At 59.9% G+C, this 13,909-nt stretch carries 12 protein-coding genes and 5 tRNA genes; 5 read left to right on the top strand and 12 right to left on the bottom strand.

The annotated features are described in order from the left end of the window. Positions 1-174: 174 nt before the first annotated feature. The 10 genes from CKW11_RS27250 to gltX form a co-directional block, all read right to left on the bottom strand. Positions 175-618: an Hsp20 family protein gene (locus CKW11_RS27250; protein WP_007969230.1), complete on the bottom strand. Its 444-nt coding sequence runs from the start codon at positions 616-618 to the stop codon at positions 175-177. Between the two features lie 121 nt (positions 619-739). Beyond that, positions 740-1,699: a tRNA-dihydrouridine synthase gene (locus tag CKW11_RS27245; protein WP_095140142.1), complete on the bottom strand. Its 960-nt coding sequence runs from the start codon at positions 1,697-1,699 to the stop codon at positions 740-742. A gap of 162 nt (positions 1,700-1,861) precedes the next feature. Then, positions 1,862-2,311 (bottom strand): thioesterase family protein, encoded by a 450-nt coding sequence (locus CKW11_RS27235; RefSeq protein ID WP_095140140.1) that lies wholly within the window; start codon positions 2,309-2,311, stop codon positions 1,862-1,864. Positions 2,312-2,357: 46 nt separating this feature from the next. Beyond that, positions 2,358-3,191: an alpha/beta fold hydrolase gene (locus CKW11_RS27230; RefSeq protein ID WP_095140139.1), complete on the bottom strand. Its 834-nt coding sequence runs from the start codon at positions 3,189-3,191 to the stop codon at positions 2,358-2,360. A gap of 30 nt (positions 3,192-3,221) precedes the next feature. After that, a complete protein-coding gene (locus CKW11_RS27225) occupies positions 3,222-3,761 on the bottom strand; it encodes a TetR/AcrR family transcriptional regulator (protein WP_007969225.1) in 540 nt (179 codons plus the stop codon). A 181-nt stretch (positions 3,762-3,942) separates the two neighbouring features. After that, positions 3,943-4,018: transfer RNA gene (locus CKW11_RS27220), tRNA-Glu, on the bottom strand. An 81-nt stretch (positions 4,019-4,099) separates the two neighbouring features. Then, positions 4,100-4,175, bottom strand: a tRNA-Ala gene (locus CKW11_RS27215). A gap of 53 nt (positions 4,176-4,228) precedes the next feature. Beyond that, positions 4,229-4,304 (bottom strand) — tRNA-Glu (locus tag CKW11_RS27210). A gap of 79 nt (positions 4,305-4,383) precedes the next feature. Continuing rightward, positions 4,384-4,459 (bottom strand) — tRNA-Ala (locus CKW11_RS27205). Positions 4,460-4,717: 258 nt separating this feature from the next. Then, a complete protein-coding gene (gene gltX, locus CKW11_RS27200) occupies positions 4,718-6,199 on the bottom strand; it encodes a glutamate--tRNA ligase (protein ID WP_003226448.1) in 1,482 nt (493 codons plus the stop codon). Positions 6,200-6,427: 228 nt separating this feature from the next. Between gltX and CKW11_RS27195 the strand changes: the two genes are divergently transcribed. Both CKW11_RS27195 and CKW11_RS27190 read left to right on the top strand, forming a co-directional pair. After that, complete coding sequence (locus CKW11_RS27195) at positions 6,428-7,477, top strand: HlyD family secretion protein (protein ID WP_095140138.1); 1,050 nt, start codon at positions 6,428-6,430, stop codon at positions 7,475-7,477. After that, a complete protein-coding gene (locus tag CKW11_RS27190; RefSeq protein WP_095140137.1) occupies positions 7,467-9,017 on the top strand; it encodes an MDR family MFS transporter in 1,551 nt (516 codons plus the stop codon). The genes CKW11_RS27195 and CKW11_RS27190 overlap by 11 nt, the downstream gene beginning before the upstream one ends. Positions 9,018-9,130: 113 nt before the next feature. Here CKW11_RS27190 and uvrB read toward each other — a convergent pair whose 3' ends face one another. Further along, positions 9,131-11,146 carry an excinuclease ABC subunit UvrB gene (gene uvrB, locus CKW11_RS27185; RefSeq protein WP_007969222.1) on the bottom strand — a complete coding sequence of 672 codons (2,016 nt, stop codon included), beginning with the start codon at positions 11,144-11,146 and terminating at the stop codon, positions 9,131-9,133. Positions 11,147-11,483: 337 nt separating this feature from the next. Here uvrB and CKW11_RS27180 point away from each other — a divergent pair, with 337 nt between their 5' ends. Together CKW11_RS27180 and CKW11_RS27175 are read left to right on the top strand one after the other, a co-directional pair. Further along, a complete protein-coding gene (locus tag CKW11_RS27180) occupies positions 11,484-12,680 on the top strand; it encodes an amino acid aminotransferase (protein WP_027611521.1) in 1,197 nt (398 codons plus the stop codon). A gap of 226 nt (positions 12,681-12,906) precedes the next feature. Continuing rightward, positions 12,907-13,107: a hypothetical protein gene (locus CKW11_RS27175; RefSeq protein ID WP_064588370.1), complete on the top strand. Its 201-nt coding sequence runs from the start codon at positions 12,907-12,909 to the stop codon at positions 13,105-13,107. On the opposite strand, the gene CKW11_RS27170 is transcribed toward CKW11_RS27175, so the two are convergent. Beyond that, positions 13,104-13,334: a hypothetical protein gene (locus tag CKW11_RS27170; protein ID WP_003226459.1), complete on the bottom strand. Its 231-nt coding sequence runs from the start codon at positions 13,332-13,334 to the stop codon at positions 13,104-13,106. The two genes, CKW11_RS27175 and CKW11_RS27170, sit on opposite strands and share 4 nt — an antisense overlap. A gap of 228 nt (positions 13,335-13,562) precedes the next feature. Here CKW11_RS27170 and CKW11_RS27165 point away from each other — a divergent pair. Continuing rightward, a tRNA-Asn gene (locus CKW11_RS27165) sits at positions 13,563-13,638 on the top strand. Positions 13,639-13,909 lie beyond the last annotated feature (271 nt).

Here is a 13,909-nt window from a genome sequence, read left to right as displayed (position 1 = left end):
GACCTGATCGACGACCGACAATTTAAAGGTCAGCGTGTAGTCTCGCTGACTACGCCTTTTTGCTGATTCCATTACGTCCTCCTGAAAAACAGATCAGAAGGTGTAAACCTTATTCAGGACGGGACACGAGCACAAAAAAAGGGCGCCAGTGGCGCCCTTCTTTTTTGCTCGGCCTTATTGCAGAACCGGCTTCTGCGCCCCGTTGATCGGGATGCGCTTGGCTTTCGCTTCTTCCGGGATCACCCGCAACAGGTCGATGCTCAGCAGACCGTTGCTCAGATCGGCGGCCTTGATCTCGATGTGATCAGCCAGGCGGAAGGACAGCTTGAAAGCACGCTGGGCAATGCCTTGATGCAGGAAGGTCACGCCTTCGTTGGCATCACGCTTGCCGCCACTGATGGTCAGCACACCCTTCTCGACTTGCAGTTCCAGGTCTTCTTCCTGGAAACCGGCGGCCGCTACGACGATGCGGTATTGATCGTCACCGTGTTTTTCCACGTTGTAGGGTGGGTAGGTGCTGCCTGGCTCGTTGCGCAGCGCGGTTTCGAACAGATCGTTGAAACGGTCGAAGCCCACCGAGGAACGGAACAGTGGTGCCAGGGAAAATGCAGTACTCATGGTTCAAATCTCCTGAAAACAATCAGCAAGTTTTTGTGTCTCCGCGACCCGAATTCGGCATCACGTAACCCTTAGATAGGGACCGCCAAAATGATTTCAAGAGCGTATTTGCAGATTTTTTTCAGGCTGCGGCGGCGACCGGCAAACCGAGCAAACGCGAGACCTGGTCCGGCTCCGTCTCGCGACGTAGCACGGTAAACAGCTCGGTGGCCTCGGGATAATTGCGCGTCAGCATCGCCAGCCATTGTTTCAAGCGACCCGGCGATTGACGTGCGGTCATCTGCGCCTTGGCTTGCAACCAGAAGTCCTGGATCAGCGGCAGCAGCTCGGCCCAGCTCATCTCGACCACCTCTTCACCGGCGCGCGCGGCAGCGATCTGCCGGGCCAGATCCGGGCGCGACACCAGACCGCGTCCGAGCATGATGTCTTCGACGCCGCTGATCTCGCGGCAGCGGCGCCAGTCTTCGACGCTCCAGATATCGCCATTGGCGAACACCGGCACCTTGACCACCTCCTGCACCCGCGGAATCCACTCCCAATGCGCCGGCGGCTTGTAGCCATCGACCTTGGTCCGGGCGTGCACCACGATGTGTTCGGCGCCGCCCTCGGCCAGCGCAGTGGCGCAGACCAGCGAGCCGTCCGGGCTGTCGAAACCCAGGCGCATCTTCGCGGTGACCGGGATGTGCGCCGGCACGGCGCGACGCACGTGTTCGACGATGGAGTTGAGCAGTTCCGGCTCCTTGAGCAGCACCGCCCCGCCCCGGGATTTGTTGACGGTCTTGGCCGGGCAGCCGAAGTTCAGGTCGATCACTTCCGAGCCGAGCTCGCAGGCCAGCGCCGCGTTTTCCGCCAGGCACACCGGATCGGAGCCCAACAATTGCACGCGCAACGGCACACCGGAACGGGTGCGGGCGCCGTTGAGCAGCTCCGGGCCGAACTTGTGGAAGTAGGCCGGGGTGAGCAACTGATCGTTGATCCGAATGAATTCGGTCACGCACCAGTCGATGCCGCCAACGCGGGTCAGCACGTCGCGCAGGATGTCGTCGACCAACCCCTCCATGGGCGCCAGGGCAATTTGCATGGGGAAAACACTACTCAGGAAGAAAAAACGTGCGGCAGTTTACTGGATTACGAGAAAAACCGCAGATCCCTTGTAGGAGTGAGCCTGCTCGCGATAACGGTGGGTCAGATAGATGGATGCTGACTGACACACCGCTATCGCGAGCAGGCTCACTCCTACAGTTTAGATTTGAGTTGTTTCTGGACTTTGGATCGCCGGGCCGTAACCCTCGATGAACTCCGCCGGCATGCGCTTGGGCTTGCCGGTGGACAGTTCGATGCAGACGAAAGTGGTCTGAGCGCGCAGCAGGGTGGCGTTGTCGCTCGGGCGGATCAGCTGGAAGTGCCGGGTCATTTTCAGGCGCTGATCCCAATCGACGATCCAGGTCGCCAGTTGCAGTTCGTCGCCTTCGTAGGCGGCTGCCAGATAATCGATTTCGTGACGCACCACGGCCATCGCCCGATCCAGGCGCCGGTACTCGACCAGGTCCAGCCCCAGACGCTGCGAGTGTCGCCAGGCGCAGCGTTCGAGCCAGGTCACGTACACCGCGTTATTCGCGTGGCCCAGCCCGTCGATGTCCTCGGCGCCTACTTGCAGATCAATGGTGAACGGCGTTGCCCGATCCCAGCCCATGCCCCACTCCCGGTCAGATTACTCAACCGGGGCAGTGTAACGGATGTCACGCCGATTGCCGCGCTTGAAGGCTGCGCCCCGCCAACAGTGATAACACGCCATCAACCACCCGAGGGTCGGCCAGCACCCGTTGGTGGCCGCCGCTTTCCAGGCGCAGCAGGCGACTGTCGAACCAGGATTCGTGGATCAATTGCGATTCCTTGACCGAGACGAAGGTGTCGTCCTCGGCATGCACGATCAGGCCCGGCATATCCAGTTGATAGTGCGCGACATCGAGGGTCGCGGCGCGCATACCGACCTCCTGCTCAACCTGGCGGATGAACGCCGAGCGCGCCCGCGGTGGCATGCCGACATAGCGAGCAAAACCGCGCAGCACGCCGAGGATTCGTGCGGGAGCCGCGATACTGACCAGGGTTTCGGTGCGCAAGCCCAGTTGCACGGCAAGCATGGCACTGGCGCCGCCCATGGAGTGACCGATAACGGCTTGCAACGGTGGCAGTTCGGCGGCCGCTTCGAGCATGGCGCGGGCGAACAGTACAACGTTGGCTTCACGCCCCGGCGAACGACCATGGGCCGGGCCATCGAGGGCAACAACGGTGTAACCGGCCTCGACCAGCGCCGTGATCAACGCCGCAAACTGCGTGGGCCGCCCTTCCCAACCATGCATCAACAGCACCGCCGGTCCCTGCCCCCAGCGCAGCGCCGACAGGCCGAAGCGCAGCGTGATGCGTTCGGAGCTCGCCAGCAGCGGCAATTCCCAATCGCGCAGTGGTAACGTGCGCGGCGTCATGAACGCCTGACGCATTTTGTTTGCTACTCGTTGCGGTGCAATCCAGCCCAAGGTGCCATTAACGCCACGAACCCACTTCAACGTGTTCATCGCTCTCTCCTCAGGCGTGTTGCCTTCAGGTCAACGCACCGCCGACTTGGCAGCGCGCAGCAATCGATCGGATAAATCGCCCGGACCCAGCGCACGTGCCAGCGCCAGACCACCCACCATCAACGCCACATCGGCCAACGCCTTGTCGGTGTCCTCGGGGCTGGACGCCAACTGCGCAATCATCAATTCCAGGTGTTCGTTCAGCGCGATGCGGAACGACTCCGGCAGACGTCCCAGCTCACCGATGGAAGCCGGAATCGGACACGCAGCGTCACTGGAATCACGGTGCTTGCGTGACAGATAGAACGCTGCGACCAGGGCGCGACGCTCTTCGCCGGTCAGCTCGGAATCCATGTCGGCAATCAGGTCGCGTCGACGGCTGAGCAGTTGTTTGAACGCCTCGAGCATCATCGCGTCCTTGCTTTCGAAGTGCGCGTAGAAACCACCAACGGTCAGGCCGGCGGCGCCCATCACTTCGCCCACGCTGGGATCCGCCGGGCCACGCTGCATCAGTGCGGCGCTGGCAGCCTTGAGGATGCGTTCGCGGGTTTGAGCTTTTTTATCGTTCATCGTTGCCTCCGAATATTACGACTAGAATATTATTCGCATAATAATATTCCGCAAGTCGAGGATATGACCGCTGGTCTGAAGCACAGTGTAAGGAAAAAGGAGAGTTGGCCAAACGCCAGACAAACAAAAGGGCCATTCAATAATTGAATGACCCTTATAAATCCCGCAGAGCGGGTAATCGTGGCGTCCCCTAGGGGACTCGAACCCCTGTTACCGCCGTGAAAGGGCGGTGTCCTAGGCCACTAGACGAAGGGGACACAAACCCTTCTATACAGCTGATCAGCGCTGAGATCTGATCTGATTCAAGGCCGGTGTGGCCAGACCTTGAACTGTAAAATTGGTGGAGCTAAGCGGGATCGAACCGCTGACCTCCTGCATGCCATGCAGGCGCTCTCCCAGCTGAGCTATAGCCCCGGATTTTTCGCCTCGCGGCGGAGCGACATCTTGCAACATCGCTTCTGTAAAACTGGCGTCCCCTAGGGGACTCGAACCCCTGTTACCGCCGTGAAAGGGCGGTGTCCTAGGCCACTAGACGAAGGGGACGCAAACCCTTCTATACAACTGATCAACGCTGAGTGTTGATCGCTTCGGAGCCGGTGTGGCCAGGCTTCGAAGTGTAAATTGGTGGAGCTAGACGGGATCGAACCGTCGACCTCTTGCATGCCATGCAAGCGCTCTCCCAGCTGAGCTATAGCCCCTCATCGTTGATGTCATCGCTGAGGACGGGGCGAATCTTAAGGGCGTATCGAAAGCCTGTCAAACTTATTTTTGAAAAATTTCAAAGTTTTTTGTCGGCATAACAATCACTTACCGCCCTCCCCCCGAAAATCCGGGAGGTTTACGCACACCGCCGACATGTAGGAGCTGCCGCAGGCTGCGATCTTTTGCCGTTGATCTTTGGAAGCAAGAGCAAAAGATCGCAGGCTACGCCAGCTCCTACACAAAGCCGCAAGTGCTTAGGCTATGGCGCCCAGCAGCTTTTCCCACTCTTTGTTTTCTTTCTTCGACACGCCACCCAGCAGGTCAATCGCCTGGCGCAGACGGAAACGCGTCAGATCCGGGCCGAGGATCTCCATCGCATCGAGCACCGACACCGAACTCGCCTGCCCGGTGATCGCGGCAAACATCAGCGGCATCGCATCGCGCAGCTTCAGCTCGAGGGATTCGACCACCGCCTGAATCGTCGCGGTGATGCTGTCCTTCTCCCACTGACGCAGGCTTTCCAGCTTCCACAAGATCAATTGCATCAACTGACGCACCTGATCACCGGAAAGCTTTTTCGATTCGAACAGCTTGGCATCCGGATTGACGCCACCGGCAAAGAAGAAGCCGCCCAGCGGTGCAACCTGGCTGAAGGTTTCCACGCGCCCCTGAACCAGCGGTGCGATCTTCATCATGTACTCGGAGTTGAACGCCCACTTCTGCACGCGTGCGGCGAACTCTTCCACCGGCAGGTCACGCAGCCACTGGCCGTTGAGCCACGACAGTTTCTCGATGTCGAAGATCGGCCCGCCGAGGGACACACGCTTGAGGTCGAAGTTGTCGACCATTTCCTGCAGCGAGAACTTCTCGCGCTCGTCGGGCATCGACCAGCCCATGCGACCGAGGTAGTTGAGCATCGCTTCCGGCATGAAGCCCATACGCTCGTAGAAAGTCACCGAGGTCGGGTTCTTGCGCTTGGACAGCTTGCTCTTGTCCGGGTTACGCAGCAGCGGCATGTAGCACAGCTCCGGCTGTTCCCAGCCGAAGTATTCGTACAGCAGAATCAGTTTCGGCGCCGACGGCAGCCATTCCTCGCCGCGCAGCACGTGGGTGATGCCCATCAGGTGGTCGTCGACCACGTTGGCGAGGAAATACGTCGGCAGGCCGTCGGTCTTCATCAGCACTTGCATGTCCATGCGATCCCACGGGATCTCGACGTCGCCGCGCAGCATGTCCGGCACCACGCAGACGCCTTCGGTCGGCACCTTCATGCGGATCACGTGCGGTTCGCCGGCGGCCAGACGGGCCGCGACTTCTTCCTTCGACAGCAGCAGCGCGCGACCGTCGTAACGCGGGGTTTCGCCGCGCGCCATTTGCTCGGCGCGCATCTGGTCCAGTTCTTCCGCGGTGCAGAAGCATGGGAACGCGTGCCCCATGTCGACCAGTTGCTGGCAATACTTCTGATAGATATCGCCACGCTCGCTCTGCCGGTACGGGCCGTGCGGGCCGCCAACGTCCGGGCCTTCGCTCCAGTCGATCCCCAGCCAGCGCAGGGCGTCGAAGATCTGCTGTTCGGACTCGCGAGTCGAACGCAACTGGTCGGTGTCTTCGATGCGCAGGATGAACTCACCGCCATGCTGCTTGGCAAAGCAGTAGTTGAACAATGCGATGTAAGCGGTACCTACGTGGGGGTCCCCGGTAGGCGATGGCGCGATGCGAGTGCGGACGGTGGTCATGGCATGTCTCGGAAAGAATGAAAAGCAGAACAATCAAGCGGCGAATGGTAACAGGCGACACCCGCCCCGCTCCAGCGGGCAGGGCATTTAAGCCAAGTTTGCGGCTGGAACGCCCATAGACCGTGGTGAAGGGCCGAATCTCAGCCATCGGCATTTACCGTTTATCGGCGGTATGCCAGATTCAGCCACTGATAACTTTCCTTACAATTCCTTGACTACAGTTTGCCCATGCCTGCCCAACTCAAGCGTCGTCTGTTGATTTTCCTGCTGCTGGTTCTGTTGATTGCCGGGAGCTTCTTCGCCCACTGGTTTTTCAAGGGGCGCTTTTATGAAAGCACCGATAACGCCTATGTCCAGGGCGAAATCACCCGCGTCTCCAGTCAGTTGAGCGCACGCATCGTTGAAGTGCTGGTGCAGGACAACCAGCACGTGGAAAAAGGCCAGTTGCTGGTGCGCCTCGAGCCCAACGATTTCCGCCTGGCGGTCGATCGCGCCAATGCCGCCCTCGCCACCCGCGAAGCCGAACGTTTGCAGGCGCAGAGCAAACTGACTCAGCAATCGAGCCTGATCGCCGCCAGCGACGCGCAAGTGGCGACCACTCAAGCCACGCTGGGCCGCTCGCAGATGGATTTATCGCGTGCTGAAACCCTGCGCAAACCCGGTTACGTTTCCGAGGAACGGGTGACCACCCTCTCCGCTGACGCCCATATCGCCCGCTCACAGGTAGCCAAGGCCCAAGCAGATGCACAGAGCCAGCGCCAGCAGGTCAACGCACTGACTGCCGAGATCAAACGCCTCGACGCACAGATCGCCAACGCCCGCGCCGATCTGGCGCAAGCCGAGCTCAACCTGACCCGCAGCGAAATCCACGCGCCGATCAGCGGCATGGTCGGCCAGCGCGCCGCACGCAATGGCCAGGTGGTGCAGGCCGGTGCGTATCTGCTGTCGATCGTCCCGGACGAAGACATCTGGGTGCAGGCCAACTTCAAGGAAACCCAGATCGGCCACATGCAGCCCGGACAGAAAGCCGAGCTGACCTTCGATGCCTACAGCGACACGCCGATCGAAGCGCGGGTCGACAGCCTGTTCGCCGCCTCGGGCGCGCAGTTCAGTCTGCTGCCGCCGGATAACGCCACCGGCAACTTCACCAAAGTCGTGCAGCGGATTCCGGTGAAGCTGACGTTCAAGGCCGATAACCCGTTGCACGGCAAGATCCGCCCGGGCATGTCGGTCACCGCCACAGTGAACATCAAAGACGCCCCAGACGATGGCCGGTGATTCGCTGATCCGCCCCGTCGGCGAACCGACCCGGCGGGACTGGATTGCGGTAATGAGCGTGATGCTCGGCGCCTTTATGGCGGTGCTCGATATTCAGATCACCAACTCTTCGCTCAAGGATATTCAGGGCGCGCTGTCGGCGACGCTGGAAGAAGGCTCGTGGATTTCCACCTCGTATCTGGTCGCGGAAATCATCATGATCCCGCTGACCGCGTGGCTGGTGCAGTTGCTCTCGGCACGGCGCCTGGCGGTTTGGGTGTCGCTGGGTTTTCTGGTGTCATCGCTGCTGTGCTCGATGGCCTGGAGCCTGGAAAGCATGATCGTCTTTCGCGCCATGCAGGGTTTCACCGGTGGCGCGCTGATCCCGCTGGCGTTCACCCTGACCCTGATCAAACTCCCCGAACACCACCGCGCCAAAGGCATGGCAATGTTCGCCATGACCGCCACCTTCGCCCCGTCCATCGGCCCGACCCTTGGCGGCTGGCTCACGGAAAACTGGGGCTGGGAATACATCTTCTACATCAACATCCCGCCGGGGCTGATCATGATCGCCGGCCTGATGTACGGGCTGGAGAAGAAGGAAGCGCACTGGGAACTGCTGAAAAGCACCGACTACACCGGGATTCTCACGTTGGGTGTCGGCCTCGGTTGCCTGCAGGTGTTTCTTGAAGAAGGCCATCGCAAGGACTGGCTCGAATCGAACCTGATCGTGGCCCTGGGCAGCATTGCCCTGCTGAGCCTGATCACCTTCGTCATCGTGCAGGTCTCCAAACCCAATCCGCTGATCAACCTCGGCATCCTGCGCAATCGCAACTTCGGCCTGTCGAGTATTTCCAGCCTCGGCATGGGCGTCGGCTTGTATGGCTCGATTTATCTGCTGCCGCTGTACCTGGCGCAGATCCAGAACTACAACGCTCTGCAGATCGGCGAAGTGATCATGTGGATGGGCGTGCCGCAGCTGTTTCTGATTCCGCTGGTGCCGAAGCTGATGAAGTTCGTTTCGCCGAAATGGCTGTGCACCCTGGGTTTCGGACTGTTCGGCCTGGCGAGTTTTTCGTCGGGGGTGCTCAACCCGGACTTCGCCGGGCCGCAGTTCAATCAGATCCAGATCATCCGGGCGCTGGGTCAGCCGCTGATCATGGTGACCATTTCGCTGATCGCCACGGCGTACATCCTGCCGCAGGACGCGGGGTCGGCGTCGAGCCTGTTCAACATCCTGCGTAACCTCGGCGGTGCGATCGGCATCGCCCTGCTCGCCACGCTATTGGATGCGCGCACCAAGACCTACTTCGATTATTTGCGTGAAGCGGTGGTGCCGACCAATCCGCAAGTGGCCGAGCGGCTGGCGTCGATGACCGACCGGTTTGGCAGTGATACGGCGGCGCTCGGAAAGTTGAGTGAGATCGTGCATCAGCAGGCGCTGATCATGGCCTATAACGATGCGTTTCATTTTGTCGGGATTGCGCTGGGGGTCAGCATGTTGGCGATCTTGATGACCAGGAAATTGCCGGCGGGGTTGAAGGCTGGGGAGTCTCATTAAGACCGAGTCGCCCCATTCGCGAGCAAGCTCGCTCCCACATTGGATTTGTGTCGTACACAAAACCGCTGTGGGAGCGAGCTTGCTCGCGAAGAGGCCCGGTCAGGCGATGAAGCTCAGACAGCCAAAAGCCGCTCGCGCAGTTTGGCAATTTCATCGCGCATCTGCGCCGCCGCTTCGAACTCCAGATCCCGCGCCAGCTGATACATCTTCTCTTCCAGCGCGCGAATGCGTTTGGTGATTTCGCTCGGTGAGCGCAGTTCGGCTTCGTACTTGGCATTTTCTTCGGCCGCCTTGGCCATGCCCTTGCGCTTCTTGCTGCGCGAGCCGGGCACGGTGGCGCCTTCCATGATGTCGGCGACGTCCTTGAACACGCCTTTCGGGGTGATGCCGTTTTCCAGGTTGAAGGCAATCTGCTTGTCGCGACGACGCTCGGTCTCGCCAATCGCCCGTTCCATCGAGCCGGTAATCCGGTCGGCGTAGAGAATCGCCCGGCCATTGAGGTTCCGCGCCGCCCGGCCGATGGTCTGGATCAGCGAGCGCTCGGAACGCAGGAAGCCTTCCTTGTCAGCATCGAGAATCGCCACCAGCGACACTTCCGGCATGTCCAGACCTTCACGCAGCAGGTTGATCCCCACCAGCACATCGAAGGTGCCGAGACGCAGGTCGCGGATGATCTCGACCCGTTCGACGGTGTCGATGTCCGAGTGCAAGTAACGCACGCGCACGCCGTGGTCGGCGAGGTAATCGGTGAGGTCTTCGGCCATGCGCTTGGTCAGCGTGGTGACCAGCACCCGCTCCTCGACCGCCACCCGTTTGGTGATTTCCGAGAGCAAGTCGTCAACCTGGGTCAGCGCCGGACGCACCTCGACTTGCGGATCGACCAGACCGGTCGGACGCACCACTTGCTCGACCACGCGCCCGGCATGCTCGGCCTCGTAGTTGCCCGGCGTCGCCGAGACGAAAATCGTCTGCGGGCTCACCCCCTCCCACTCATCAAAACGCATCGGCCGGTTGTCCAGCGCCGACGGCAGGCGGAAGCCGTATTCGACCAGAGTTTCCTTACGCGAACGGTCACCCTTATACATCGCGCCGACTTGCGGCACGCTGACGTGAGACTCGTCGATCACCAGCAAGGCATCGGCCGGCAGATAGTCATACAGCGTCGGCGGCGCGGCACCAGCCGGACGTCCGGACAGGTAGCGCGAGTAGTTTTCGATGCCGTTGCAATAACCCAGTTCGAGGATCATTTCCAGGTCGAAACGGGTGCGCTGTTCGAGGCGCTGCGCCTCCACCAGTTTGTTGTTGCTGCGCAGGTATTCGAGGCGTTCCTGCAATTCGACTTTGATGTGTTCGATGGCGTCGAGCAGGGTCTCGCGTGGCGTCACGTAGTGACTCTTCGGGTAGAAGGTGAAGCGCGGCATCTTGCGGATGACTTCGCCGGTGAGCGGGTCAAACGCGGAGATGCTCTCGACCTCGTCATCGAACAGTTCGATGCGGATCGCTTCCAGATCGGATTCCGCCGGATAGATATCGATCACGTCGCCGCGCACGCGGAAAGTCGCGCGGGCAAAATCCATGTCGTTGCGGGTGTATTGCAGATCGGCCAGACGCCGCAGCAAGGCGCGCTGATCGAGTTTGTCGCCGCGATCGACGTGCAGCACCATCTTCAAATAGGTTTCCGGGCTACCGAGACCGTAAATGCACGACACCGTGGTGACGATGATCGCGTCTTTGCGCTCGAGCAGCGCCTTGGTCGCGGACAGGCGCATCTGCTCGATGTGGTCATTGATCGACGCATCCTTCTCGATGAAGGTGTCGGACGACGGCACATAGGCTTCGGGCTGGTAGTAGTCGTAGTAGGAAACGAAATACTCGACCGCGTTGTTCGGGAAGAACGCCTTGAACTCGCCATACAGCTGCGCGGCGAGCGTCTTGTTCGGCGCCAGCACCAGCGTCGGGCGCTGCACCTGCGAGATGACATTGGCGATGCTGAAGGTCTTGCCCGAGCCGGTCACACCGAGCAGCGTCTGGTGCGCCAGCCCGGCTTCGATGCCCTCGACCAATTGGCGGATCGCTTCTGGCTGATCGCCGGCGGGCTCGAAGCGGGTGACTAGCTGGAATTCGGACATACACACCTCTGGGATCGCGGCTCGCGCAGAAAACAGCCGAGCCGCGGGGATGACCGCAAACGACCGTTGTCGCCCAAGGAAAAACGAAGATTGTGCTCAATGTGGAGCCGATTGCCTCGCCTTTCAAGGCAAACGTCCTACATCCGGTAAAGTCTCTGACAGAGTCAATCGACTAACGGTCAAGAAATAATCGGAAAAACTTGCCTTAAAAGCTGAATCGCCTGTCGCCATTGCTCAGTGATGGCCTCTATACTAGCTCCCCGTTTGTGCACCGCTCTAGTGCATTCGGCTGGAGCGCGACACGTCCCTCCACTCTCCATTCAGAGCCGCCGTAATAATGAGCCTGTTCTCCGCTGTCGAAATGGCACCCCGCGATCCAATCCTGGGCCTCAACGAAGCATTCAACGCCGATACCCGGACCACCAAGGTCAACCTGGGTGTAGGTGTTTACTGCAACGAAGAGGGGCGAATTCCCCTGCTGCGCGCGGTGATCGAAGCCGAAACCATTCGCGCTGCTCAGCACGCCTCCCGTGGCTACCTGCCGATTGACGGCATCGCGGCCTACGACCAGGCGGTGCAAAAGCTGCTGTTCGGTAACGACTCGCCACTGATCGCTGCCGGTCGCATCGTCACCACTCAGGCCGTCGGCGGTACCGGCGCGCTGAAAATCGGTGCCGACTTCCTCAAGCAACTGCTGCCGAACGCCGTCGTGGCCATCAGCGACCCGAGCTGGGAAAACCACCGCGCGCTGTTCGAAACCGCTGGCTTCCCGGTGCAGAACTACCGTTACTACGACGCTGCCACCCACGACGTGAACCGTGCCGGCATGCTCGACGACCTCAACGCCCTGCCGAACGGCTCGATCGTTGTGCTGCACGCCTGCTGCCATAACCCGACCGGCGTCGACCTGACCCCGGCCGACTGGAAGAACGTGCTGGACGTGGTCAAGGCCAAAGGTCACGTACCGTTCCTCGACATGGCTTACCAGGGTTTCGGCGACGGCATCGACGAAGACGCCGCGGCTGTGCGTCTGTTCGCTGAATCGGGCCTGACTTTCTTCGTTTCGAGCTCGTTCTCCAAGTCGTTCTCGCTGTACGGCGAGCGCGTTGGCGCCCTGTCGATCGTCAGCGAATCGAAAGAAGAAAGCGCGCGCGTGCTGTCGCAGGTCAAGCGTGTGATCCGCACCAACTACTCCAACCCGCCGACCCACGGTGCCAGCATCGTCGCCGCCGTGTTGAACAGCCCGGAATTGCGCGCCCAATGGGAAGCGGAACTGGCAGAAATGCGCCTGCGCATTCGCGGCATGCGCGAGCAGATGGTCGCCCTGCTGGCCGAAAAAGCCCCGCAGCGTGACTTCAGCTTCGTCGGTCGTCAGCGCGGCATGTTCTCTTACTCCGGCCTGACCACCGAACAGGTGCACCGCCTGCGCAACGAGTTCGGCATCTACGCCCTGGACACCGGCCGCATCTGCGTCGCGGCACTGAACCAGAGCAACATCAAAGCGGTAACGGATGCGATCGTTCAGGTCATCTGATTTCGCTTTGCCATGAAAAACGGGAAGCTTTAGGGCTTCCCGTTTTTTATTTGTCCGAAGGAATGCAACATTCCCTCTAAACTGCACACAAATCGAAACTGTAGGAGTGAGCCTGCTCGCGATAGCGTCTGATCAGTTGAGGCTGCACTGCCTGACGCACCGCTATCGCGAGCAGGCTCACTCCTACAGGTTTTGTGTACACCCGAGATTTCTGAAGAGAGACAACATGAAAAACGACAATCTGCGCGCCGACCGAGACGACCTGGATGACTTCATCCCCCGCGCCCCGGCCAAACGCGACAAAAGCCTGGTGCTGCAAGTCGCAGCGGGCGTCTTCCTCGGCGGCCTGGCCCTGTGGCTGGTGCAACTGGCCGCCACCGCCGCTTACGCCAAACTGATGCTCGGCACGATCACCTTCGGCGGTTAAGCCAACTCCGTCGCCCGTTGACTGGCCGCATCGTCATACGCGACGTAGAGCGATTCGGCGATCTGGCTTTTGATCGCCTTGGTGCTTTCCAGACCGAGCACGAACCCTTCGGCCTTGCCACCAGCGCGGTTCAGCTCCTCAGCGGTACTGGCCTGAGTGATCGCGTCGAAGAGTTTTTCGGCGTGTGGGCCGACCCCTTTGGGCAGGCTGATTTGCGTGACACTCATACGAGCACCTCGCGGGAAAGAGAAATCAGAACGGTTTGAGTCATGGCGCGTACCTTTTCGGCGAATGGCCGGCAGCGCGTGTGACCACTTCCGGGCGACCATGGTAGACCTGTGAGGCGATTCTGGTAATCGCTAATCACTGACAAATCGCCGTCTGTCCTGCTGACAGCAGAAAATTTACACTCGATGCTTGACTTCTCTTTTTGAATCAGTAACATACGCACCAATTCCGCAATAGCTCAGTTGGTAGAGCAAATGACTGTTAATCATTGGGTCCCTGGTTCGAGTCCAGGTTGTGGAGCCAAATAGCAAAGCCCCTGAATCGCAAGATTCAGGGGCTTTTTTTTGGCCTGTAACCCGATCAAGGGGAGGCACTTGGCGTGGATTTCCAGTTTCGCGTCAATGATGCTTCAGGAAGAGTGATTGTCTTTGAGCGTGAAAACGATTTTACGTAACGTGAAACTGTAGGTCTTCACACCTGCAATCGTAGTCGTCATCTGTAATCTTACTTCATCAAAGTCTTTGCCGTTTTTTGGGGTGATACTTTCATTAAATTGAAAATTGCCTTCGCCTTC

Origin of the sequence: Pseudomonas sp. Irchel s3a10 (genome assembly GCF_900187525.1) — a bacterium.
GTDB classification, from domain to species: Bacteria; Pseudomonadota; Gammaproteobacteria; order Pseudomonadales; family Pseudomonadaceae; genus Aquipseudomonas; species Aquipseudomonas koreensis_G.
Note: the sequence above shows the minus strand (reverse complement) of the source record. Positions and strands in the feature narration are given on the sequence as shown.